Source organism: Amycolatopsis sp. NPDC059657, assembly GCF_042734395.1.
Taxonomy (GTDB): domain Bacteria; phylum Actinomycetota; class Actinomycetes; order Mycobacteriales; family Pseudonocardiaceae; genus Amycolatopsis.
In genome coordinates this window covers 61,827-82,759 of the sequence record NZ_JBHWEB010000018.1, presented here as the reverse complement: position 1 = coordinate 82,759, position 20,933 = coordinate 61,827, and the positions used below count along the sequence as shown (strand labels likewise).

Genomic DNA, 20,933 nt, shown 5'->3' with positions numbered 1-20,933 from the left:
CCCGCCCCCTCGCCGCCAACCTCAACTTGGGTTCGTGTGTGTTCCCGGCGGTTCTAACCGTCGGGAACACTCACGACATGCTCAGGCCGTCTGGCCCGCGTGTTTGCCTTCGGAGATCTCTTCGACGACCTTGGCGCAGAAGGCGGGGAGGTCGTCGGGCTTGCGGCTGGTGACGAAGCCTTCGTCGACGACCACTTCCTCGTCGACCCAGGTCGCGCCCGCGTTGACCAGGTCTGTCTTCAGGCTCGGCCATGAGGTCATGCGGCGGCCGCGGACCACGTCGGCCTCGATGAGGGTCCACGGCGCGTGACAGATCGCGCCGACGGGCTTGCCCTGCGCGAAGAACTGGCCGATGAAGGTGACGGCCTCCGGCACCGTGCGCAGGTAGTCGGGGTTGGCGACGCCGCCGGGCAGTACGAGCGCGTCGTAGTCGTCGGCGGAGACTTCGCGGACCACCCGGTCCACGGGGAAGGTGTCCGCCTTGTCCAGGTGGTTGAACGCCTGGATGGAACCGGTCTCGGTGGACACGAGTTCCGGCTGCCCGCCCGCGTCCCGTACCGCCTTCCAGGGTTCGGTGAGCTCGACCTGTTCAGTGCCTTCGGGTGCGACGACGAACGCCACCCGGCGACCGGTCAATGTGTCCGGCACGACAATCCGCTCCTTCTCTTCGTGGTGAAGGCAACGCATACCCGTGCTCGCGCGTGGTCCAAACATCAGTCAGCGGGCAGTGAGCGCCGTCCCGTTGAATGACAGCGTCGGGGCGGCCTGCCCGCGCACTGTTCACTGGGGGTCAGTGCGCGGGCAGGCCGAACGCAGTGACCAGCGCGCCGAGCTTGGCTCGGACGCCTTCGGCGTCGGGGTGGGAAAGCTCGGTCAGTACCCGTACCGCGCGCAGCCAGCAGTCACGGGCGGACGCGCCGTCGCCGAGTTTCACGTGTACGTCACCCAATTGGGCCAACACATCCGCGGCCTCGTACAGCTCACCGCGGCTGAAGAACATCTCGACCGCCTGCCGCATGCAGCCGATGCCCTCGTCGGTCCGGCCCAGCCCGACCAAAGCCTTGCCGCGGCTGTGCAACGCGAACCGCTCGTCTTCGACGATGCCGGCGCGGCGCCAGATCGCGAGCGCGCTGTCGGCGAGTTCCAGCGCTTTCTCGTGCTTGCCCATTTCGGCGCTGATGTCGCCGAGTGCTTGCAGGACATCGGCTTCCAGGTTGCCGAGGTTCAGTTCGCGCACCAGCCGGAGCGCTTCCAACGCATGGTCATACGCTCGTTCTTGGTCGCCGTTGTTCCCGGCCGAGAGCGCCAAGTTGTACTGGGCACGCGCCTCGCCCTCGCGCGTGCCCAGCTCGCGCTGAATCTCCAAGACCTGCTGCAAATACCGCAAAGAGTCCGCGTGCTGCCGTGCGACGCCGTGCGCGACGCCGAGTCCACTGAGGATCCCGGCCTCGCCCGCCCTGTTCTTCGCCAGCCGCGCGGCACGCAGCGCGAGGTCGAAGACCGAACGCCATTCGTCCAGCCGCGCGCGGATGATGAACGCCGACTGCAACACCCAGGCGAGCTGCCAGCAGCGCTCGTACCTTTCTTCCCGGAACGCGAAGCTGACCGCCGCGACGAGGTTGGCTTCTTCTTCGTCGAACCAGTCCAGCGCCTGCTCGTGGCAGCCGAACTGCGAGCCGCCGTCCACGTCGCCGACCAGCCGGTAGTGCCGCTCCGGCCGCAGGATCTTGGACGCGTTCAGCGCCGACGACAGATACCAGTCGAGCAGCCGGTCGACCGCGGCCGCTCGCGTCGCGTCGCAGTCGAAACGTGCGGACAACTCGGCCGCGTACACACGGATCAGGTCGTGGAACTGGTACCGCCCCGGCCTCGGTTGGCCGAGCAGATAGGCCGAGGCCAGCCTGCTGAGACTGGTGCGCGCCGACGCGATGCCGACGCCGGCGATCGCCGCGGCGGCGGGCGCGCTGAAGTCGGCGCCCGTCGGCAGGCCGAGCAGGCGCAGCATGCGCGCGGCGCCGGGGTCGAGTGCCTGGTAGGAGTGCGAGAACACCGCGCGGATGTTGGTCTCGTCGCCGTCGGCGAGGTCGAACGAGCCGAGCCGGTCCTGCTCGGTGTCGAGGTCGGCGAGGAAGTCCGCCAGCGGCACATCGGGGAACTGGTCCGCGCGCACCGCGAGGATGCGGATGGCCAGCGGGAGCCTGCCGCAGTAGTCGACGAAGCGTTCGGTCGCCGCGCAGTCGGCCTTCGCGCGCTCGACGCCGATGGTCGCGGCGAGCAACGTGATCGCGTCCTGTTCGGCCAGCTCGTCGAGCGCGACGCGGTGCGCGTTGTGCCGCGCGACCAGCGCTCGAAGCTGCCAGCGGCTCGTGACCAGCACCAGGCAACCCGGGCCGGGCAACAGCAGCCGGACCTGCTCGGTGCTGGCGGCGTTGTCGAGCAGGATCAGCATCCGGCGCCCCGCGCTGTGCGTGCGCCAGAGCGACGCGCGGCCGTCGAGGTCGCTCGGGATCCGGTCGGCGGGCACGCCGAGCGAGGCGAGCATCGTCTCCAACGCGGCGGCGGGCTCGACCGGATCGCCCGGTCCATACCCGCGCAGGTTGGCGTAGATCTGGCCACCAGGGAAGCGCTCCGCGACGTCGTGCGCGAAATGCACGGCAAGCGTGGTCTTTCCAATGCCGCCCATGCCTTCGATCGACGCGATCGGCGAGGACGCCGGGCCTTCCGCCGGCTGCTCAGGTACCAATGCCCACAACGCCTTGAGGTCGGCCTCGCGCCCGGCGAACGCGCCGAGGTCCGCCGGCAGCTGACGCGGGACCAGTGGCTCGGAGCCGAGCCGGTACGCGGCGCGGCCGGCACTGGTCGCGACGCGCGCGGCCTCGTCACCGGTGAGGATCGCCTGATGCGCGCGCCGCAGCGAGGCGCCGGGGTCGAGCCCGAGCTCCTCCGCGAGCACGGCGCTGATCTCGCGATACACGGCGAGCGCCTCGGCTTGGCGCCCAGCGCGGTACAGCGCGATCATCAGCTGCTCGTGCAGGCGCTCGCGAAGCGGGTTTTCCCTGGTCAGCTCGGTCAATTCCGGGATGACCGTGACGTAGTCGCCCAGCGCGAGCATGGCTTCCGCCCACTGCTCACGCACCCGCAGCCGCTCCTCGGCGAGCTGCGCGACCTCGTCGCGGTGCAACGCGTCGGACTCCACATTGCTCATCGCCGGGCCACGCCACTGCGCGAGCGCGTCACTGAAGAAGCTCGCCGCCTGCCGCAGCTCACCTCGGGCCGCCGCACGCTTGCCGCGCGTGGCGAAGTCACGGAATCGGGTGAGATCGAACGCGCTTTCGTCCACTTCGATCAGATAGCCGCCGCGTTCGGTGCGGATCGGCGCGAGATCGCCGAGCGCGCGGCGCACGCGAAGAACGTACGTCTGCAACGCGCCCTTGGAGCGACGCTGGTCGTCGTCCCAGAGCCACCGGCTCAGCTCTTCGACCGAAACGACCTGGTTGGAGCGCAACAGAAGCCCGGCCAGCACAATCAGCGGCCTGCTGCCGCCGAGCGGAACGGGCCGCCCATCCGCCGTCACCTCGGCGGTGCCGAGCACACGGAACTGGAGCTCCATCACCTCATTCTGGCTCTTGGCCGACGAAACGGCACGTGCTCGGCCGATTCGCGCGGCGTGGCAGTATCGGGCCGATGGATGTCTACTCACTCCGCATGCGCACACGGTTCCGCGGTATCACCGTGCGTGAAGGTGTGCTGCTGCACGGGCCCGCGGGGTGGGGCGAGTTCTGCCCGTTCGCCGAATACGACGACGCCGAGTCCGCGCCGTGGCTGGCTTCGGCCGTCGAAGCCAGCGAAGCCGGCTGGCCGGAACCGGTCCGCGACCGCGTCGAGGTGAACACGACCGTCCCGGTCGTCTCACCCGAGGAAGCACACCGGCTGGTCGCGGCGTCGGGTTGCCGGACGGCGAAGGTGAAGGTCGCGGATCCACGCTCGTCCCTTGTGGACGACTGCGAGCGGGTGGCGGCGGTGCGCGACGCGCTCGGCCCGTCCGGCGCGATCAGGATCGACGCGAACACGGCGTGGGAGGTCGACTCGGCCGTCGATGCGATCCGGGTGCTCGACAAGGCGGCCGACGGGCTCGAATACGTCGAACAGCCGTGCGTTTCCATCGAAGAGCTCGCGGCCGTGCGGCGCAGGGTCGACGTGCGGATCGCCGCGGACGAGTCGATCCGCCGTGCCGAGGATCCGCTCAAGGTCGCCGTCGCCGGGGCGGCCGATATCGCGGTGCTGAAGGTGGCGCCGCTGGGCGGCGTGCGCCGGGCGCTGGAAGTCGCCGAAGCGTGCGGACTGCCGTGCGTGGTGTCGTCCGCCGTCGAGACGAGTGTCGGGCTGGCGGCAGGGCTGGCGCTCGCCGGAGCACTGCCGTCGCTGGAATTCGCTTGTGGACTCGGCACGATGTCGTTGCTGGAGAACGATGTCTGCTCAGCCTCACTGTCCCCTGTGGACGGTTATCTGCCCGTGCCACGCAGCGCGCCGGAACCGGATCTTCGCGATCGGTTCCGGCCGGATGAAGACACCCTGGCCAGGTGGGTCGACCGCCTGGCCAGGGTGCGGTCTCGTTAGCCGCAGTGCTCGAAGCCGCTCTCGTAGGTCGAGGAACCCGCGGAGCCACCCCACTTCACGCACTTGTTGCCCGCCGCGGCGCTGACCGGCCCGGCGTAGTACTCAAAGCTGCCTGAGTCCGATTTCCGTGCTGCCCCTTGGACTTCGAGGAACGCCGAAACCGAGCTGGCATTGCCGACCGAGGTGCTCTTGATGGTGGTCACGCAGTTGTTGCCGTTGGCGGCGTTGTAGAGCAGGTACGCGGTGCCCGCCGAACCCAGCGCGGCCGAATCGATGACCTTGTAGTCGGTGCCGCAGACCTCGACCGCGTCGTACGGGTTGGGGTTGCTGCCGCTGCACGAGTTCTTCGAGGTCACGTTGGCGTGCGGGTACGGGAAGGTGGTGCCATTGAAGACGGCCTTCTGCGTGTTGTTCGGGTACGCCTGGTCCGAGGTGCGGATCTCGAAGTGCAGGTGCGGCGAGATGTTGTTGCCAGGCTTGGAGGTGTTGCCGAGCTCGCCGATCTTCTGACCCTGCGAGACCTGCTGGCCGACACTGACCGAACGTGCGCGCAGGTGCGCGTAGTAGCTGGTCCAGCCGCCGCCGTGGTCGATCTTGACCAGGTTGCCGTAACCATTGGTCGAGCCCTGGTGCGCGGAGATGACGACCTTGCCCGCGGCCGCGGCGACGACCGTGTCGCCGAGATCGGCGTCGGCGGTGCTGCCGCGGTTGAAGTCCAGTTCCCAGCCGACGTGCGCGCTGGAGTTGTCGTTGTTGCCGTTCCAGGTCTGGTTGCACGGGAACGGCACCTGGAAGTTCGGGCGGGGACCGGCGGCACTGGCCGGCGATGCGATCGCCGCCGCGCTCGCCAAGCCGATCGCCAGCGTGGTGATCGCGGTGATCCAGCGTCTGATTGCCATCGCGGAGTCCTTTCTCGACTGCTTGGTCCGGACTGTGCCGGATGTCCGTACAAGCGAGATACAAATGGCTTTCAGCCGAGCCAGGGCTTGCTGATCCGGGCGTAGGTGCCGTCGTTGAGCGCGAGGTGCAGCCACTGATCGACCCACTGCTGGAACACGACATCGCCGCGCGGCAGCAGATAAGCCTTCTCGGCGAAGGTGAACGGCTGGTCGGGGTGGACCGCGCACAGTTCGGGATGCCGCTTGGCCTGCCAGCGGGTTTCGGTGGCGTCGGTGATCATCAGGTCGGCGTTGTTCTTGAGGATCTCGTCGAAGATCGTGTTGTTGTCGGGGTGGCGGACAATGGTCGCCCGCTTGAGGTTGGCATCGGCGAACTGCTCGTTGGTGCCACCGGGGTTGACGATCACGCGGACGCCGGGCCGGTCGATCTGTTCGAGGGTCTGGAACTTGGCCACGTTTTCGCAGCGGGTGATCGGGGTTTTGCCGTCGCGCAGGTAGGGCGCGGTGAAGAAGGCGCGCTTGGCTCGGTCGAGTGTGATCGAGATGCCGCCCATGCCGAGGTCGCAGCGGCGGCCGAGGTCGTCGAGGAGCGTCTTCCAGGTGGTCGGCACGAGTGCGAGGCGGACTTTGAGGCTGGTCGCGAGTTCCTTCGCCAGGTCGATGTCGATGCCGCTGTAGCCGCCGTTCGCGTCGCGGTAGGTGAAGGGCCGGTAGTCGCCGGTGGTGCAGACCTTCACTTCGCCGCGACGCAGGATCGCGTCGAGCCTGCTGCCACCAAAGCCAGTTTCACTAGCACCGCTAGCTCCGCTGTCACCGCTGGTTCGCCTAGCGCCGTTAGCGAAACTGTCACCGCTAGCTGAATTAGCATCGCTAGTTCGGCTGTCATCGCTAGCCGAACTAGCGCCGCTAACTTGGCTGCCACTGCTAGCTCGGATAGCACCGCTAGGCCAGCTAGCGTTGACAGCTGAACTAGCAGCGCTAGTTGAGCTAGCGGCGCTAAGTCCTAGCGCTGCCAGCGAAACTAGCGCTGCTAGCTTGCGGACCGCGGACCTTCGGATGGCCGGTTCGCGAGTGGGCGGCTTGGAGTTGATCAGCTTGAGGATGATCGTCATCAAGCCATCTTCCAGGCCTCCCGATGTACTCGCACCAGCCATTCGTCAGCCGCGGCATGATCAGGATGCTCCGGCAGCGGCGAGGTCTGGGCCAGCTTCTCGAGCCGGGCGTCCAGCTCGGCCGCGGCGTCCAGCGCCTCGTCTTTCGTGTGCTCGCCCCGACGCAGCTCACGCAGCCAGCTCAGCCAAGGCTCCGGAATGGGCAGCGTGATCTTGCCGGTTTCGAGCAGCTCGACGCCCTGCACACCAAGCCGGACCATGTGCATCGCGAACTTGGTGTCGAAGCCGTACCTCTCGATCAGCTCCGGCCGATTGGTGTGCTGACTGCCGTTGCCGAGCATCCGGTCCCGCTGAGCGGCCAGGTAGCCGCGAAACCGCTGCCCCGCCTGCCGCGAAACGATGAACGACGCGTTCGCCCGCAGCTCACGGCCGAAGTCGTTGATCTCGACGATCTCGCGTTCGGGTGCGAACAGCGGGATGAGCACCGTCGGGTTGCCGCTGAGCGCGAGCCGCATCCACTTGCGCAGCGAATAGACGATGAGCTCCAAGTCGCCAGGCTCGGACCGGACGCCCTCCGGCTGAGCCCGGTGGATGTACTGCTCGAAGCGGCGCAGGCCGGCGACGTACTCCGGCGGTTCGATGCAGATACCCATCTCATCGCGGTCATGCTGACCCTCGAGCGCGGTGCCGAGCAGGCCGGAGCCGACCTCGCAGCGCAGGATCATGCCCTGCTCCGCGATGGCCTTGAACTCGGGGCTGTCGTGTTTCACCAGGTAGTACTACCGCGACCCCCGAGTCCGGGTCATCCGGTTTTCAGGGATGGACTCAGGGGTTTCCCGGATGTCCATACGTACGTCTATCAGTCATGATTTACCCATGACGAACAACGTGAACTTCTCCGAGACCTTCCCGACCTCCCCTGCCTCCCCTGCCTCCCCTGCCTCCCCTGCCTCCCCGGCCACCGCCGCCAAGCAGCTCTTCCGCAGCCGCACCGACCGCAAGCTCGGCGGCGTCTGCGCGGGCTGGGCCCACTACTTCGGCATCGACCCCACCGCGGTCCGTGTGCTGCTGGCCATCGCCACCTTCGTGCTGATGGGCATGACCATCCCGATCTACGCCGCCGCGTGGATCCTGACCCCCGCCGAGGAGGCCAACGTCTCGACCGACGCCCGCCTCGACGAAGAGATCCCCGTCCCCGCCTGATCGTCTAGGGGACAGTTCACGAACCCTCCACCCCGGCCCCGGGCGCACCCCTCGCGCGTCCGGGGCCCCTTTACGTCCATCTCGTCTTCGGCCATTTATTGCGAAGCGCATGTTCGGTGTTGGCCGGTTGGCTTCCCTCGCCACGTCCAGGGAGACGCCGTCGAGCCCTTTGACGGGTGTGAGGGGGCCGTTGAGTGCGTAGTACTCACCCGGGGGCACCCTCGCTTCGCGATGAGACTCCGGCAAGGGTCGTGAGTGGTACGGCCGGTTCTAACCGGCGAAAACACTCACGACCCCAAGCTTCGGGGCGTACCCAAGGCAAGAAAAAAACCCGGCCCGCCGAAGCGGACCGGGCTTTCCCCGTTAAGCGGCCGAACTCAGAAGTCCATGCCACCCATGCCACCGTCGCCACCCGGAGCGGCCGGTGCGGCCTTCTCCGGCTTGTCGGCGACAACGGCCTCGGTGGTGAGGAACAGCGCCGCGATGGAGGCGGCGTTCTGCAGCGCGGAGCGGGTGACCTTCGTGGGGTCCGGCACGCCGGCGGCGAGCAGATCCTCGTAGACACCGGTGGCGGCGTTCAGGCCGTGACCCTGCGGCAGGCCCTTGACCTTCTCCACCACGACGCCGCCTTCGAGGCCGGCGTTGATCGCGATCTGCTTGAGCGGCGCCTCGACGGCGACCTTGACGATGTTGGCACCAGTGGCCTCGTCGCCCTCGAGCTTCAGACCGGCGAAGGCGGCCTCGGCGGCCTGGATGAGAGCGACGCCACCACCGGCGACGATGCCCTCTTCGACGGCGGCCTTGGCGTTGCGCACTGCATCCTCGATGCGGTGCTTGCGCTCCTTCAGCTCGACCTCGGTGGCGGCACCGGCCTTGATGACGGCCACGCCGCCGGCCAGCTTCGCCAGACGCTCCTGGAGCTTCTCGCGGTCGTAGTCCGAGTCCGAGTTCTCGATCTCGGCGCGGATCTGGTTGACGCGACCCTGGATCTGGTCGGCGTCGCCAGCACCCTCGACGATGGTGGTCTCGTCCTTGGTGATGACGGCCTTGCGAGCCTTGCCCAGCAGGGAAAGGTCCGCGTTCTCGAGCTTGAGGCCGACGTCCTCGGAGATGACCTGGCCACCGGTCAGGATCGCGATGTCCTGCAGGATGGCCTTGCGGCGGTCACCGAAGCCGGGCGCCTTGACGGCGACGGACTTGAAGGTGCCGCGCATCTTGTTGACGATCAGGGTGGCAAGGGCTTCGCCCTCGACGTCCTCGGCGATGATCAGCAGCGGCTTGCCGGACTGGATGACCTTCTCCAGCAGCGGCAGCACGTCCTTGACCGTGGAGATCTTGGAACCGAACAGGAGGATGTAGGGGTCCTCGAGCTCCGCTTCCTGACGCTCCGGGTCGGTCACGAAGTAGCCGGAGATGTAGCCCTTGTCGAAGCGCATGCCCTCGGTGAGCTCGAGCTCGAGACCGAAGGTGTTGCTCTCCTCGACAGTGACGACGCCTTCCTTGCCGACCTTGTCCAGCGCCTCGGCGATGAGCTCGCCGATGGTGCGGTCAGCGGCCGAGATCGAGGCGGTAGCAGCGATCTGCTCCTTGGTCTCGATCTGCACGGCCATCTTGTGCAGCTGCTCGGTGATGGCCTCGACGGCCTGCTCGATGCCGCGCTTCAGGCTGATCGGGTCAGCACCGGCGGCAACGTTGCGCAGGCCCTCTTTGACGAGAGCCTGGGCGAGCACGGTGGCGGTGGTGGTGCCGTCACCCGCGACGTCGTCGGTCTTCTTGGCAACTTCCTTGACGAGCTCGGCCCCGATCTTCTCCCAGGGGTCATCAAGCTCGATTTCCTTCGCGATGGAGACGCCGTCGTTCGTGATCGTCGGCGCACCCCACTTCTTCTCGAGCACGACGTTGCGGCCACGGGGGCCAAGCGTCACCTTGACGGCTTCGGCGAGGATGTTCAAGCCGCGCTCAAGACCGCGGCGGGCTTCCTCATCGAACGCGATCAGTTTGGCCATTACGGTGTGGTCCTCCGGTATTGGGCGCTGCCGTCAGCCGCGCAGGCGACAGCAGCAGGACTACTTCCACGGCCAGGCTCGGTGCCCGCGACGGACGACCTGCCAGGGTTTCCCCTCGGCACGGCCTCACCGTCCCGACCTTCAGGTGAGATGATCGGCGACCACCCACCTGGCACTCGACGGTGCCGAGTGCCAATGCGTGTTTAGCACTCTATGGGGGAGAGTGCAAGAAACCCTGGTCAGAAGCGTGTCAGAAAGACCCGCCGTCCAGCGAGTGCCTCAGCTGGACGGCTGCACCGAGATCGACGGTGGCGGCTTGAGCGAGGACTTCGGGCCACTCGTCGGGCCACCGCTGCCGACCGGGATCTGCGGCGCCGTGGTCTTCGGTTCGTTGCCGGGGTTCGTCCCGCCGCCCTTGTCGTCCTTAGTGGTCAGCAGGATGACGCCGACCACGACGGCGGCGACGACCACGAGGCCGACGACGATCCAGATCCACTTCTTGCCGCCGCCGCTCTTGCCGCCCTGCTGGAACGAGGCGGCACTGCTGGCCGGCGCCGGCGGGCGCAGGCGCACGGGGTCGCCCTGCTGGGGGTGTCCGTAGCCAGGGGGCGGGCCGTATCCGGGAGGCGGGCCCTGCTGCTGAGGCGGGCCGTACTGACCGGGCGGCGGGCCGTATCCCGGTGGCGGCCCTTGCGGCTGGCCGTATCCGGGAGGCGGGCCCTGCTGGGGCCCCTGAGGCCCCTGCGGTCCCTGATAGCCGGGCGGCTGCTGTCCATAGGGATTCATTGGTGCCCCCTCTCCCTGTGGTGGTGTAGACGACGGTGAGCCGGGCGGGCCCGGCGGCTTGTCGGAGGTCGCGAGCGGGCCCAAGGCGCGGCGCGCGGCGGCGATGAGCTCGACGCAGCTGGCGTAGCGGTCCTTGGGGTTCTTCGCCATCCCCTTGCGGACGACCTCGTCGACCGCGGGCGGCAGCGCGACCACGCGCGAGACCAGCGGCGGGTCGCCGTTCAGATGTCCCTTGATGACCGTCGGCACGTCACCCTTGAAGGGCGGGCTGCCGGTGAGGCACGCGAAGAGCACGCAGGTCAGCGCGTACTGGTCGGTGCGGCCGTCGAGCGGCTCGCCGCGCAGGTGCTCCGGCGCCGCGTAGGTGGGCGAGCCGAGGAAGTCGCCGCCACGGGTGCGGTGCCCGGTCGCGCCACGCCTGGTCAGGCCGAAGTCGGCGACGTAGACGTGCTCGCGGGAGGACTCCCGGCTGGTCACCAGCACGTTGGCCGGTTTGACGTCGAGGTGCACGAGGCCGCGGTTGTGCAGGCTGTCGAGCGCGTCCGCGACCTGGTCGAGCAGGCTCAAGGCTCGCACCGGGGCGATCGGGCCGCCGCCGATGGCGCTCGCGAGGTCGGCGCCGTCGACCATCCGCATGGCGATGTACAACATGCCGTCGAGCTCGCCGAAGTCGTAGAGCGGGACGATGTTCGCGTGGTCGATCGCGGAGGTGTTGCGTGCCTCGTCGACGAACCGCTCGCGGAACTCGGCGTCGGCGCCCAGATGCTCGCCGATCACCTTCAGCGCCACCTTGCGCCCCAAGCGCACGTCGGTGGCCTTGTACATCACACTCATGCCGCCCTTGCCGAGCACGCCGTCGATGCGGTAGTTGCCCAGCCGGCGACCGGTGAGGTCCCCCGACACGTCGCCTGTCACGATCGGCACTCTAACGCGCGCCGATCTCTACCCGCTGTCAGACCTTCCGGACGTCAGCTGCCTGGTTACGGCCGTCACGGCCGGACTGGATCTCGAACTCGACGCGATCGCCCTCGTCGAGGGTGCGGAACCCGTCGGCCTGGATCGCGGAATAGTGGACGAACACGTCGGGCCCATCGGAGGATTCGATGAATCCGTAGCCCTTTTCGGAGTTGAACCATTTCACGGTGCCTGCGGTCAAGGCATCCTCCTCGGCGAAAAGAAGTACCGATCACGCTACCGGCCGTCAGACGGCTGGCAATCGGCGATTTGCCGCAACGTCAGGCCTTCGAAAGCCGCCGATTACGGGCTTGCACGAGCACCGTTCCCGGCCCCGCGAAGTCCAGCGCCAGCCCCTCGCCGGTGGCCACCGACTGCGGTCCCGACGGGTCGACCGCCCGCAGCCTGCACTGCACCGAGTCGGGATACGCGAGCAGGTAATCGGGGCGGACGGTGACCAGTTCACCCGGTTCGAGTGCGAACGCGTCGACCGGCCCCGCCGAGGACAGCACGAGCGGGCCGACCCCGGTGTAGTGGTCGAGGAAGCCGTTGTCGGCGCCGAACAGCTTCCCGTGCGCCGCCCAGTTCTGGTCGTGGCGCAGGGTCGACGGCCGCGCGAGCACCGAGCCCTTGCGCACCGACCAGCCGACCTTGCCGTCGAACTCCAGCGGGTAGACGTCACCGGCGACCGCGGGCGCCAGGTCGAGCCAGCCGCCCTCGGCAGGCGCGTTGAACACCGAGGGCAGGCCCTTGCCGTGCGAGCGGACCCCGCCGCGCGCGGGCGGGGTCTCGGTGACGCCGAAGCTGCTGGCGACCATCGCGTCGGCGTTGGCCTGCACGGCCTCGCCCGGCGAAAGCAGGATGCGCGCGACCCCGCAGTGCGGGGTATGCCTGGTGTGGACCCGCATGATCTACCGCGCGGGCACCTGAGCGATGACCCACGCCGAGAGCGCCGACGGGTTGCGGGTCTGGGTGAGCACGGTTCCCGGCCCCGCGAAGTCGAAGACCAGGCCTTCACCGCTCTTCATCGACTGGATGATGCCCTGCGCGACCTTGCGGATCTGGTACTGCACGGTGTCGGCGAACGCGACGATGTGGCCGGTGTCGATGGTGACGACCTCGCCCGGCTGCAGCGTCACGGCTTCGAGCGCGCCGTAGCAGGCCACGACCAGCGGACCCTGGCCCGTCGCGTGGGTGAGGAAGCCGCCCTCGCCGCCGACGAGGTTCTTGAGCCCGCCCCACTTGGTCTCGGTGTGCACTCCGTGCGAGGACGCGATCCACGAACCCTTGGTCACGCACCAGCCGGTGCGGCCGTCGAGATTCAAGATCTGCATGTCACCCGGCAGGTTCGCGGCGACGTCGACCCAGCCGCCGTTCTGCGGGGCGGTGAAGGTGGAGATGAAGAAGGACTCGCCGGAGAGGAAGGCCCGGCCGAGGCCCTTCATGATCCCGCCCTGCGCCTGCGACTGGACCGCCACGCCGTAGCTCGTCGCCATCATCGCGCCCGATTCGACCTGGGCGGGTTCACCAGGCGCGAGAACCAGTCTGGCGACGGCGAAGGACGGCTGGTGACGGATCTGAACCTGCATTTCTTCTCCCCATGAGACAAGCCTGTGGCGGGGAGAGTCTTGCATGAGGCCCCGGTAGGGGCAGGATGGTCCGCGTGATCTCCGTCGACGAGCACCGTGAGAACGTGACCAAGCTGCTCGGCAGCGCGCCGGTGCGCGAACTGCCGCTGCAGGACTGCGCCGGGCTGGTGCTCGCCGAGGACGTGCTGGCGGGCGTTTCGCTGCCGCCGTTCGACAACTCCGCGATGGACGGGTACGCCGTGCGCGCCGCCGACGTCGCGGACGCGCCGGTCGAGCTGCCGGTCACCGGGGACATCCCGGCGGGGCTGGTCGACGTCCCGCCGCTCGAACCAGGCACCACGCAGCGGATCATGACCGGCGCGCCGATGCCGCCCGGCGCGGACGCCGTGGTGATGGTCGAGAAGACCGACGGCGGCACCGAGCGCGTGCGGATCCTCGAATCCGTGCCGGTGGACAACCACGTCCGCCATGTCGGCGAGGACGTGCGCGAAGGCACGGTCGCGCTGCCCGCCGGGACCAGGCTCGGGCCCGCTCAGCTGGGGCTCGCGTCGGCCGTCGGCAAGGACCGGCTTCGCGTGCACGCGCCGCTGCGCGTGATCGTGGCGTCGACCGGCACCGAACTGGTCGTCCCGCCGGAACCGTTGCGGTACGGGCAGATCTACGAGTCGAACGCCGTCATGCTGGCCGCCGCCATCCGCGCGCTCGGCTGCGAGGTCGAGATCGTGCGCAGTGTCGCCGACGACGTCACCGCGTTCCGCGCCGCCATCGAGCCGAAGCTGCGGCACGCCGATCTGCTGGTGACCTCCGGCGGGGTCAGCGCGGGCGCGTACGAGGTCGTGAAGGACGCGCTGACCGACTCCGGCGTCGAGTTCACCAAGGTCGCGATGCAGCCGGGCGGGCCGCAGGGGTGCGGGCGCTGGCACGGGGTTCCCGTGGTGACGCTGCCCGGGAACCCCGTGAGCGTGCTGGTCTCGTTCGAGGCCTTCCTGCGCCCCGCGCTGCTGACCGCGCTGGGGCACACCGGCGTGCACCGGCTGCGCGTGCGCGCGAAGCTGACCGAGGCGATGAAGTCACCGGCCGGGCGCCGCCAGTTCCGCCGCGGCTTCTACACGCACAAGGAAGGCCAGGTCACCGGCCTGGTCGGGCCGCGCGGCGGTGCGGGCTCGCACCTGCTGGCCGCGTTCACTCAGTCGAACTGCTTGATCGTGCTGCCCGAGGACGTCACGGCTGTGGCTGAAGGTGATGAGGTGGACGTGGTGCTGATTTGCTAGGGAAGTCGCGGAGCTTCCACAGTGGACTGACCACGAGCACGGCCACCAGCTGCAGCGGCGCCATGATCCACATGGTCGGCCGCACGCCGAGCCACTCCCCGAGCACGCCGCCGAGCAGTGCGCCCAGCGCGATGCCGCCGTAGCTGAGCGTCGCGATGCTCGTGGTGATCCGGCCGAACAACGCCGGCGGGCAGTACTGCTGCCGGAAGGTCACGGTGAGCACATTGGACACCAGCAACCCCATGCTGATCGCGACTCCGGCGATCACGAAGGTCACCAGCCCGAACGGCCCGATGAGCAGCAGCAGCGAAGCGACCGCCTCGGCGACGAGAAACGCGCGCACGGTACCGATTCGGGCGCTGACCTTTCCGGCGATCCCCGCACCGGCCACGCCGCCGAGCGCCGACACCGCCAGCACCAGGCCGACCATGCCGGGACTCAGGCCGAGATCCCGGCTCAGGAACACGATCTGGATCGCCTGGTACCCCTCGAGCGCGATGTTCGAGATGGCGGCGAAGACCGCCAGCCGCCCCAGGTACGGGTCGCGCGCCAGGAACCGCACGCCGTCCGCGATCTCCGCCCGCAACCGCCGATTACTCCTTTTTGGACGGTCCTCGTCGGTTTTGATGAAACGCAGCAACAGTGCGGAGACACCGAAGCTCACCGCGTCCGCCAGCAGACCGGAAACCGCGCCGAAAACCTGAGCCAGCAAGCCGCCCAGCCCCGGCCCCACGACCTGCACGGCCGATTCGCTGCCCTGCAACCTGGCGTTGGCGCCGAGCAACTGTCCATCGTGGACGATCAGCGGCACGTAGGCCCGGTACGCGGTCGTGAAGAAGACCTTCGTCACTCCGCCGAGCAGCGCGACCACCAGCAACTGGGTCACGGTGAGCACGCCGAACCAGGCGGCGGCCGGGATACTGGCGAACACCACCATCGAGATCACGTTGCAGGCCATCATGACCGGACGCTTGCGCCACCGGTCCACCCAAGCGCCGGCAGGCAGTCCGACGAGGAACCACGGCAGCCAGGCGACCGCGGACAGCAGGCCGACGGTGAAGGTGTCCGCCCGCAAGGTGACCACGGCGACCAGCGGCAGCGCGACGGCCGCGACGTTGCTCCCGAGCAGGCTGATCGTCTCGCCTGCCCACAGCAGCCGGAAGTCCCTCATGGCTTACCAGGCATGCCGCGCGCGAACAGGAAGACGGGTTCTCGTTCTTGGCCGTCGTCGGGGAGTTCGCGGTTGGCCCAGCCGCTGATCAGCGCGGTGATCTGGTCCTTGATCTCGCCAAGTTCCGCCGAGGTGAGCCAGGCCCAGGCATTCGAGTCGAACGAAGCCTCTTCCCACTCGGGCGCGTAACTCTGCCAGTTGGCGAGCCAAGCGCGCGCGATCGCGACCTGGTGCTCGAGCGCCAGCGACTCCGCCGCCTCACCGATCGGGTCGTCGCGGAAGTCCTTGACGGACCACTTGAAGCCGTCGGAGGACCTGCGCCACCAGCGTTCGCGCCGATCGCGGGCGAGTTCGGGCACCTCCTCGACCAGTTCGCTCGCGGCCAGCACCTTGAGGTGATGGCTGACGTTGCCGACCGCCTGACCGGTCTTGTCGGCGAGCACGCTGGCCGTCGACGGGCCGTTGACCTTGAGCACGTCGAGCAGCCGCCTGCGCAGCGGATGCGACATGGCGGCCAGCACCTTGGAGTCGTGGATCTCCCGGATCCCGCGTTCGGTCATGACCGCCAATGTACAAGAGTTCTTGTGCAATGTCTCTTGTCTATTATCGGGGTACGCTTCACCCATGGGTTTCTTCTCGTGGGTGATCTTCGGAGCGCTGGCAGGCTGGGTCGCGAACCTCGCGGTCGGCGGCCCCGACCGGCGCCGCTCCGGCTGCCTGGTCAACATCGCGGTCGGCATCGTCGGCGCCGCGCTCGGCGGCCTGATCTATCGCGGGATCACGGGCGAGCGCGAGACGCTCGGGTTCGACCTGCCGAGCTTCGGCGTCGCGGTGATGGGCGCCGTCGTACTGCTGCTGATCCTGCGGCTGATCTCCAGCGCCGGGTCGCGCACTCGTCGCTCGCGTGACCGTTTGTAACTTTTCTCCGACGATCGGTGATCATCGCCTGCCCACCGACTAAAGTAGGTCCACTGGATTCCCGGGCACCGGCCGGGCGCGTGCGTCGTCGGGGGACGCATGCGTCCGGTCGGCTTGTCTCGCCTGTTTGACCACGTCAACCGCGTAATCCAGGTCGAAAAAAACCGGCAGCGCGGCGAGTGGGGTGTCCACGATGTCCCGCCGCCAGGCCTCCAGGCAGACAGCGAGACGATGGCCGTATCCCTCCGCGATGCCTGTCATGCGCAACCTCTTCCACGATTACTAACTACCCTGAGTTATCGCGGAATTCGACGTTCCGTTACTCGGCCCGCCTGGTAACCACCCACGGCGGGGATGTGACCCGCGCCGCCCGGTAGCGTGGTGCCGCCCCATCCCACTCCACACGTCTGCGGGGAACCGACCAGATGAGCTCCGGCAATCCGCTCACCCACGCCGTCCAGCTGGCACGCGAGACCATCCCGCCGATGCACCCGGCCGGCAGGCCGTTCGTGCTCGGCGGAATCGCGGGCACGCTGGTGCTGCGCAGGTTCTCCAAGCGCCTCGGCGTCGTCGGCGCGCTGGCCACGGCCGCGACCGCCGCGTTCTTCCGCGAGCCCAAGCGTGTGCCGCCCGCCAGGACCGACCTCGCGATCGCGTCCGCCGACGGCCTGGTCTCGCTGATCGAAGAAGCCACCCCGCCGCCCGAGCTTGGCCTGCCGGCCGAGCCGCGGCTGCGCGTGAGCGTCTTCCTGTCCGTCTTCGACGTCCACGTGCAGCGGATCCCCGCCACCGGCGTCATCGAGAAGGTCGCCTACCGCCCCGGCAAGTTCCTGTCCGCCGACCTCGACAAGGCCAGCGACGACAACGAACGCAACTCCGTGCTCATGCGCACGTCCGACGGCCACGAGCTCGTCGTCGTGCAGATCGCCGGGCTCGTCGCGCGGCGCATCGTCTGCGAGATCGCCGACGGCGACAAGGTCGACGCGGGCGCCACCTACGGCCTCATCCGGTTCGGCTCGCGCGTCGACCTGTACCTGCCGCCGGGCAGCAAGCTGCTGGTCCGCAAGGGCCAGCGCACCATCGGCGGCGAAACCCCCATCGCTGAACTGCCCACATTGGAGGGCTGATGGTCCGCGTGCCCAGCACGCCGGGTATCCGGCTGCTGCCGAACGCCATCACCGTGCTCGCGCTGTGCGCCGGACTTTCGGCCGTGCAGTTCGCGCTCGCCGGGAACTACTCGATGGCGCTCGCGTCGATCGGCATCGCCGCGGTGCTCGACAGCCTCGACGGCCGGATCGCGCGGCTGCTCGACGCGACGTCCAAGATGGGCGCCGAGCTGGACTCGCTGGCCGACGCGATCTCGTTCGGTGTCGCACCCGCGCTCGTGCTGTACGTGTGGCACGCCGACGGAGTGCGCATCGGCTGGGTCGCCTCGCTGGTGTTCGCGGTCTGCATAGTGCTGCGGCTGGCGCGGTTCAACACGCTGCTCGACGTCGAACAGCCGCCGTACGCCTCGGAGTTCTTCGTCGGCGTCCCGGCGCCGGCCGGTGGCCTGCTGGCGCTGATGCCGGTGATCCTCTGGCTGGAGTTCGGCGAGGGCTTCTGGTCGGTGCAGTGGGTGGTCTGGGTCTGGGCGGTGGCCGTCGCGGCGCTGCTGATCAGCCGGATCCCGACGCTGTCGCTCAAGACCATCAAGGCGCCGCCGAAGGCCATCGCGCCGCTGCTTGTCGGTGTCTGCTTCCTCGGCACGATGATCTTCCTGTTCCCGCTGATCGCGCTGGCGATCGCGATGACGCTGTACCTGGCGCACATCCCGTACGCGGTCTACCGGCACCGCTGGCTGGCCGCGCACCCCGAGGCGTGGACCGTGCCGGCGCGCGAGCGCCGCGCGATCCGGCGTGCGCGCGGCCAGCGCCGTCTCGGCCTGCGCCCGCCGCTGCGGCGCCGGGTCGCGGGTGCGGCGATGCGCTCTTTGCGTATCCCGCCGCGGGGCGGCGAGCATGTCGCCCGCGCGCCGCGGAACCTCAACGGCGGGCAGCGCCGCCGCAGCTGGAGAAGCATCGGACTGCGCCAGCGCGACAAGTAGGGTGGCGCTGTGAGCGCACCCCAGATCACGCTGACCGCCCGCCACAACCCGTCCGTGCTCGACTCCCGCCGCGGTGTCGTCCGGCTGCATCCCGAGGTGCTCGACGCTTTGGGCCTGCGCGAGTGGGACGCGGTGCGCCTGACCGGCGCCCGCGTCAGCGCCGCGCTGGCCGCGCCGTCCGACGACACCGGGGTGCCGGGAATCGTGCTGCTGGACGACATCACGATGTCCAACCTCGGCGTCGCCGAGGGCGCCGAGGTCGTGATCACGCCGGCCGAAGTGCAGGCGGCGCGCACGGTCACCGTCTCCGGATCGCGGCTGGCGAGTGCCTCGCTCTCGCCGAGCACACTGCGGCTGGCGCTGATCGGCAAGGTGCTGACCGTCGGCGACGCGGTTTCCCTGCTGCCGCAGGACCTCACGCCGGTGCCCGGCTCCGACGTGTCCGCCGTGCGCGGGCAGCTGTCCCGGATGATCGGGATGACCTGGACCAATGAGCTGCTGACGGTCACCGCGACCGATCCTGGCGGCCCTGTCGCGGTCGGACCGTCCACAGTGGTCAGCTGGCGTGACGGCGCGCGCACCGGTGATGCCCCGCCGCCTGCCCGCACCGGGACGACCGTGGTGCGCACGACCCAGCGCGTGTCGACCGACGACTTCATCGACGCCGAGATCGTCGACGAGGAAAGCGTCGAAGAGCTGGCCGAATCCGTGCCGCCGCTGGCCGACCTCGCGGGGTCGGAGAGCGCCGCCCGCAAGCTGAGCGAATGGTTCGACCTGGCGTTCCACCGCCCGGAGCTGCTCGCGAAACTCGGCACCAGCGGCAGGCTCGGCGTGCTGCTGTCCGGCCCGGAAGGTGTCGGCAAGTCGACATTGGTCCGCGCGGTCGCGAAGGCCGAGGACGTCCGCGTGGTCTCGCTGGCCGCCCCGAGCATCGCCGTGCTGGAACCGAACGCGGCAGCCGGTCGCATCGGCGACGCGATCGGTCGCGCCACCAACGGCGAAGGCCCCGCGGTACTGCTGATCACCGACATCGACGCACTGCTGCCGTCCAACCAGCCACCGCCGCTGGCGACCGTGGTACTCGACGAGCTTCAAAAAGCTTTGGGCCGCAAGGACTTCGCGCTGGTCGCGACCACGGCCAAGGCCGAATCGGTCGACCCGCGCCTGCGCGGCGCCGATCTGCTCGACCGCGAACTGGGCCTGCCGCTGCCCGACGCCAAGGTCCGCACGGAGTTGTTGCGCATCCTCCTGCGCGACGTCCCGCTGGAGCCGGGCACCGACGTCGGCGTGCTCGCCGAGAAGACGCCCGGCTTCGTCGTCGCGGACCTCATCGCGCTTCGCCGCGACGCCGCACTGCGCGCGGCGCTGCGCCAGCGTGACGTCGACGAGCCCCGCATCGCGCAGCAGGATCTGCTCGACGCGCTGGCCACCGTCCGCCCGATCTCGATGTCCACTTCGGACAATCTGGCCACCGGCGGCCTGACATTGGACGACGTCGGCGACATGACCGAGGTCAAGCAGTCGCTGACCGAAGCCGTCCTTTGGCCGCTCCGGTACCCGGACTCGTTCGCCCGCCTCGGCGTCGACCCGCCGCGCGGCGTCCTGCTCTACGGGCCGCCCGGCGGCGGCAAGACCTATCTCGTCCGGGCGCTCGCGGGCACGGGCGCGCTGAACGTCTTCGCGGTCAAGGGCGCCGAGCTGATGGACAAGTGGGTCGGCGAATCGGAGCGCGCGGTCCGCGAACTCTTCCGCCGCGCCGCCGAGGCCGCCCCGTCCCTGATCTTCCTCGACGAGATCGACGCGCTCGCGCCCCGCCGCGGCCAGTCCTCGGACTCGGGTGTCTCCGATCGCGTCGTCGCGGCACTGCTCACCGAGCTCGACGGCGTCGAGCCCATGCGCGAGGTCGTGGTGCTCGGCGCGACCAACCGGCCCGAGCTGGTCGACCCGGCGCTGCTCCGCCCTGGCCGCTTGGAGCGCCTCGTCTACGTCCCGCCGCCAGACGCCGAAGCCCGCGCGGCCATCCTGCGCGCGAGCTCGAAGAACACCCCGCTGGCGTCCGATGTGGACCTCGACCAGGTGGCGTCCACTTTGGACCGCTACTCGGCCGCGGACTGCGCGGCCCTGATCCGCGAGGCCGCGTTGACCGCCATGCGCGAGTCACTCGAAGCCGCCGAGGTCACGGCCGCCCACCTCGCCAAGGCCCGCGAAGCGGTCCGGCCCTCGCTCGATCCCGGACAGCTGGCGTCGCTGGAGGCCTACGCCAAGAACCGCGCCGAGTAGCGGGGTCGTGAGTGTTCCCGACGTTTAGAACCGTCGGGAAC

General features: G+C 69.0%; 20 protein-coding genes. 7 read left to right on the top strand and 13 right to left on the bottom strand.

All coding sequences use genetic code 11. The features are described from left to right. Positions 1–81: 81 nt before the first annotated feature. Together ACFV15_RS12735 and ACFV15_RS12730 are read right to left on the bottom strand one after the other, a co-directional pair. Positions 82–654 (bottom strand): type 1 glutamine amidotransferase domain-containing protein, encoded by a 573-nt coding sequence (locus ACFV15_RS12735; protein ID WP_378350397.1) that lies wholly within the window; start codon positions 652–654, stop codon positions 82–84. A 136-nt stretch (positions 655–790) separates the two neighbouring features. Then, positions 791–3,610, bottom strand: coding sequence for a BTAD domain-containing putative transcriptional regulator (locus ACFV15_RS12730; protein WP_378350358.1), 2,820 nt, complete (start codon positions 3,608–3,610; stop codon positions 791–793). A gap of 74 nt (positions 3,611–3,684) precedes the next feature. On the opposite strand from ACFV15_RS12730, the gene ACFV15_RS12725 reads away from it, so the two are divergent. Further along, positions 3,685–4,617 (top strand): o-succinylbenzoate synthase, encoded by a 933-nt coding sequence (locus tag ACFV15_RS12725; RefSeq protein ID WP_378350357.1) that lies wholly within the window; start codon positions 3,685–3,687, stop codon positions 4,615–4,617. Here ACFV15_RS12725 and ACFV15_RS12720 read toward each other — a convergent pair. The 3 genes from ACFV15_RS12720 to ACFV15_RS12710 form a co-directional block, all read right to left on the bottom strand. After that, positions 4,614–5,516, bottom strand: coding sequence for a M23 family metallopeptidase (locus tag ACFV15_RS12720; RefSeq protein ID WP_378350356.1), 903 nt, complete (start codon positions 5,514–5,516; stop codon positions 4,614–4,616). The genes ACFV15_RS12725 and ACFV15_RS12720 overlap by 4 nt on opposite strands. 71 nt (positions 5,517–5,587) lie before the next feature. Next, positions 5,588–6,253: a transporter substrate-binding domain-containing protein gene (locus tag ACFV15_RS12715; protein WP_378350355.1), complete on the bottom strand. Its 666-nt coding sequence runs from the start codon at positions 6,251–6,253 to the stop codon at positions 5,588–5,590. Positions 6,254–6,627: 374 nt separating this feature from the next. Next, on the bottom strand, positions 6,628–7,398 hold the full coding sequence (locus ACFV15_RS12710) for a DNA polymerase beta superfamily protein (RefSeq protein WP_378350354.1): 771 nt from the start codon (positions 7,396–7,398) through the stop codon (positions 6,628–6,630). 106 nt (positions 7,399–7,504) lie between these two features. Here ACFV15_RS12710 and ACFV15_RS12705 point away from each other — a divergent pair, with 106 nt between their 5' ends. After that, on the top strand, positions 7,505–7,831 hold the full coding sequence (locus ACFV15_RS12705; protein ID WP_378350353.1) for a PspC domain-containing protein: 327 nt from the start codon (positions 7,505–7,507) through the stop codon (positions 7,829–7,831). Positions 7,832–8,208: 377 nt separating this feature from the next. Here the strand turns inward: ACFV15_RS12705 and groL are convergent, their stop codons facing one another. The 5 genes from groL to ACFV15_RS12680 all read right to left on the bottom strand — a co-directional run bounded on the left by groL (position 8,209) and on the right by ACFV15_RS12680 (position 13,166). Continuing rightward, entirely contained in the window at positions 8,209–9,837 is a 1,629-nt protein-coding gene (groL, locus tag ACFV15_RS12700) for a chaperonin GroEL (RefSeq protein ID WP_378350352.1), read from the bottom strand. Between the two features lie 279 nt (positions 9,838–10,116). Then, positions 10,117–11,538 carry a serine/threonine-protein kinase gene (locus ACFV15_RS12695; RefSeq protein WP_378350351.1) on the bottom strand — a complete coding sequence of 474 codons (1,422 nt, stop codon included), beginning with the start codon at positions 11,536–11,538 and terminating at the stop codon, positions 10,117–10,119. 37 nt (positions 11,539–11,575) lie between these two features. Next, positions 11,576–11,779: a cold-shock protein gene (locus ACFV15_RS12690; RefSeq protein ID WP_378350350.1), complete on the bottom strand. Its 204-nt coding sequence runs from the start codon at positions 11,777–11,779 to the stop codon at positions 11,576–11,578. Positions 11,780–11,858: 79 nt separating this feature from the next. Beyond that, complete coding sequence (locus ACFV15_RS12685) at positions 11,859–12,485, bottom strand: AIM24 family protein (protein ID WP_378350349.1); 627 nt, start codon at positions 12,483–12,485, stop codon at positions 11,859–11,861. Between the two features lie 3 nt (positions 12,486–12,488). Continuing rightward, complete coding sequence (locus ACFV15_RS12680; protein ID WP_378350348.1) at positions 12,489–13,166, bottom strand: TIGR00266 family protein; 678 nt, start codon at positions 13,164–13,166, stop codon at positions 12,489–12,491. Positions 13,167–13,240: 74 nt separating this feature from the next. Between ACFV15_RS12680 and glp the strand changes: the two genes are divergently transcribed. Further along, positions 13,241–14,437, top strand: coding sequence for a gephyrin-like molybdotransferase Glp (gene glp / locus ACFV15_RS12675; protein WP_378350347.1), 1,197 nt, complete (start codon positions 13,241–13,243; stop codon positions 14,435–14,437). Here glp and ACFV15_RS12670 read toward each other — a convergent pair. After that, a complete protein-coding gene (locus tag ACFV15_RS12670; RefSeq protein WP_378350346.1) occupies positions 14,388–15,608 on the bottom strand; it encodes an MFS transporter in 1,221 nt (406 codons plus the stop codon). The genes glp and ACFV15_RS12670 overlap by 50 nt on opposite strands. Next, entirely contained in the window at positions 15,605–16,168 is a 564-nt protein-coding gene (locus ACFV15_RS12665) for a winged helix-turn-helix domain-containing protein (protein WP_378350345.1), read from the bottom strand. The genes ACFV15_RS12670 and ACFV15_RS12665 overlap by 4 nt, the downstream gene beginning before the upstream one ends. Positions 16,169–16,232: 64 nt before the next feature. On the opposite strand from ACFV15_RS12665, the gene ACFV15_RS12660 reads away from it, so the two are divergent. Next, a complete protein-coding gene (locus tag ACFV15_RS12660) occupies positions 16,233–16,526 on the top strand; it encodes a GlsB/YeaQ/YmgE family stress response membrane protein (RefSeq protein ID WP_378350344.1) in 294 nt (97 codons plus the stop codon). Positions 16,527–16,565: 39 nt separating this feature from the next. Here ACFV15_RS12660 and ACFV15_RS12655 read toward each other — a convergent pair whose 3' ends face one another. Next, positions 16,566–16,787: a hypothetical protein gene (locus ACFV15_RS12655; protein WP_378350343.1), complete on the bottom strand. Its 222-nt coding sequence runs from the start codon at positions 16,785–16,787 to the stop codon at positions 16,566–16,568. A gap of 164 nt (positions 16,788–16,951) precedes the next feature. Between ACFV15_RS12655 and ACFV15_RS12650 the strand changes: the two genes are divergently transcribed. Genes ACFV15_RS12650 through ACFV15_RS12640 form a run of 3 tightly spaced genes read left to right on the top strand, consistent with a single transcriptional unit; the run spans position 16,952 to position 20,892 of the window. After that, a complete protein-coding gene (locus ACFV15_RS12650; RefSeq protein ID WP_091288123.1) occupies positions 16,952–17,653 on the top strand; it encodes a phosphatidylserine decarboxylase in 702 nt (233 codons plus the stop codon). Beyond that, positions 17,653–18,612 (top strand): CDP-diacylglycerol--serine O-phosphatidyltransferase, encoded by a 960-nt coding sequence (pssA, locus tag ACFV15_RS12645; RefSeq protein ID WP_378350342.1) that lies wholly within the window; start codon positions 17,653–17,655, stop codon positions 18,610–18,612. Before ACFV15_RS12650 ends, pssA begins: the two co-directional genes overlap by 1 nt. A gap of 9 nt (positions 18,613–18,621) precedes the next feature. After that, the gene (locus tag ACFV15_RS12640; protein ID WP_378350341.1) at positions 18,622–20,892 is read left to right on the top strand and encodes an AAA family ATPase; all 2,271 of its coding nucleotides are present in this window, start codon (positions 18,622–18,624) and stop codon (positions 20,890–20,892) included. Positions 20,893–20,933: the final 41 nt, after the last annotated feature.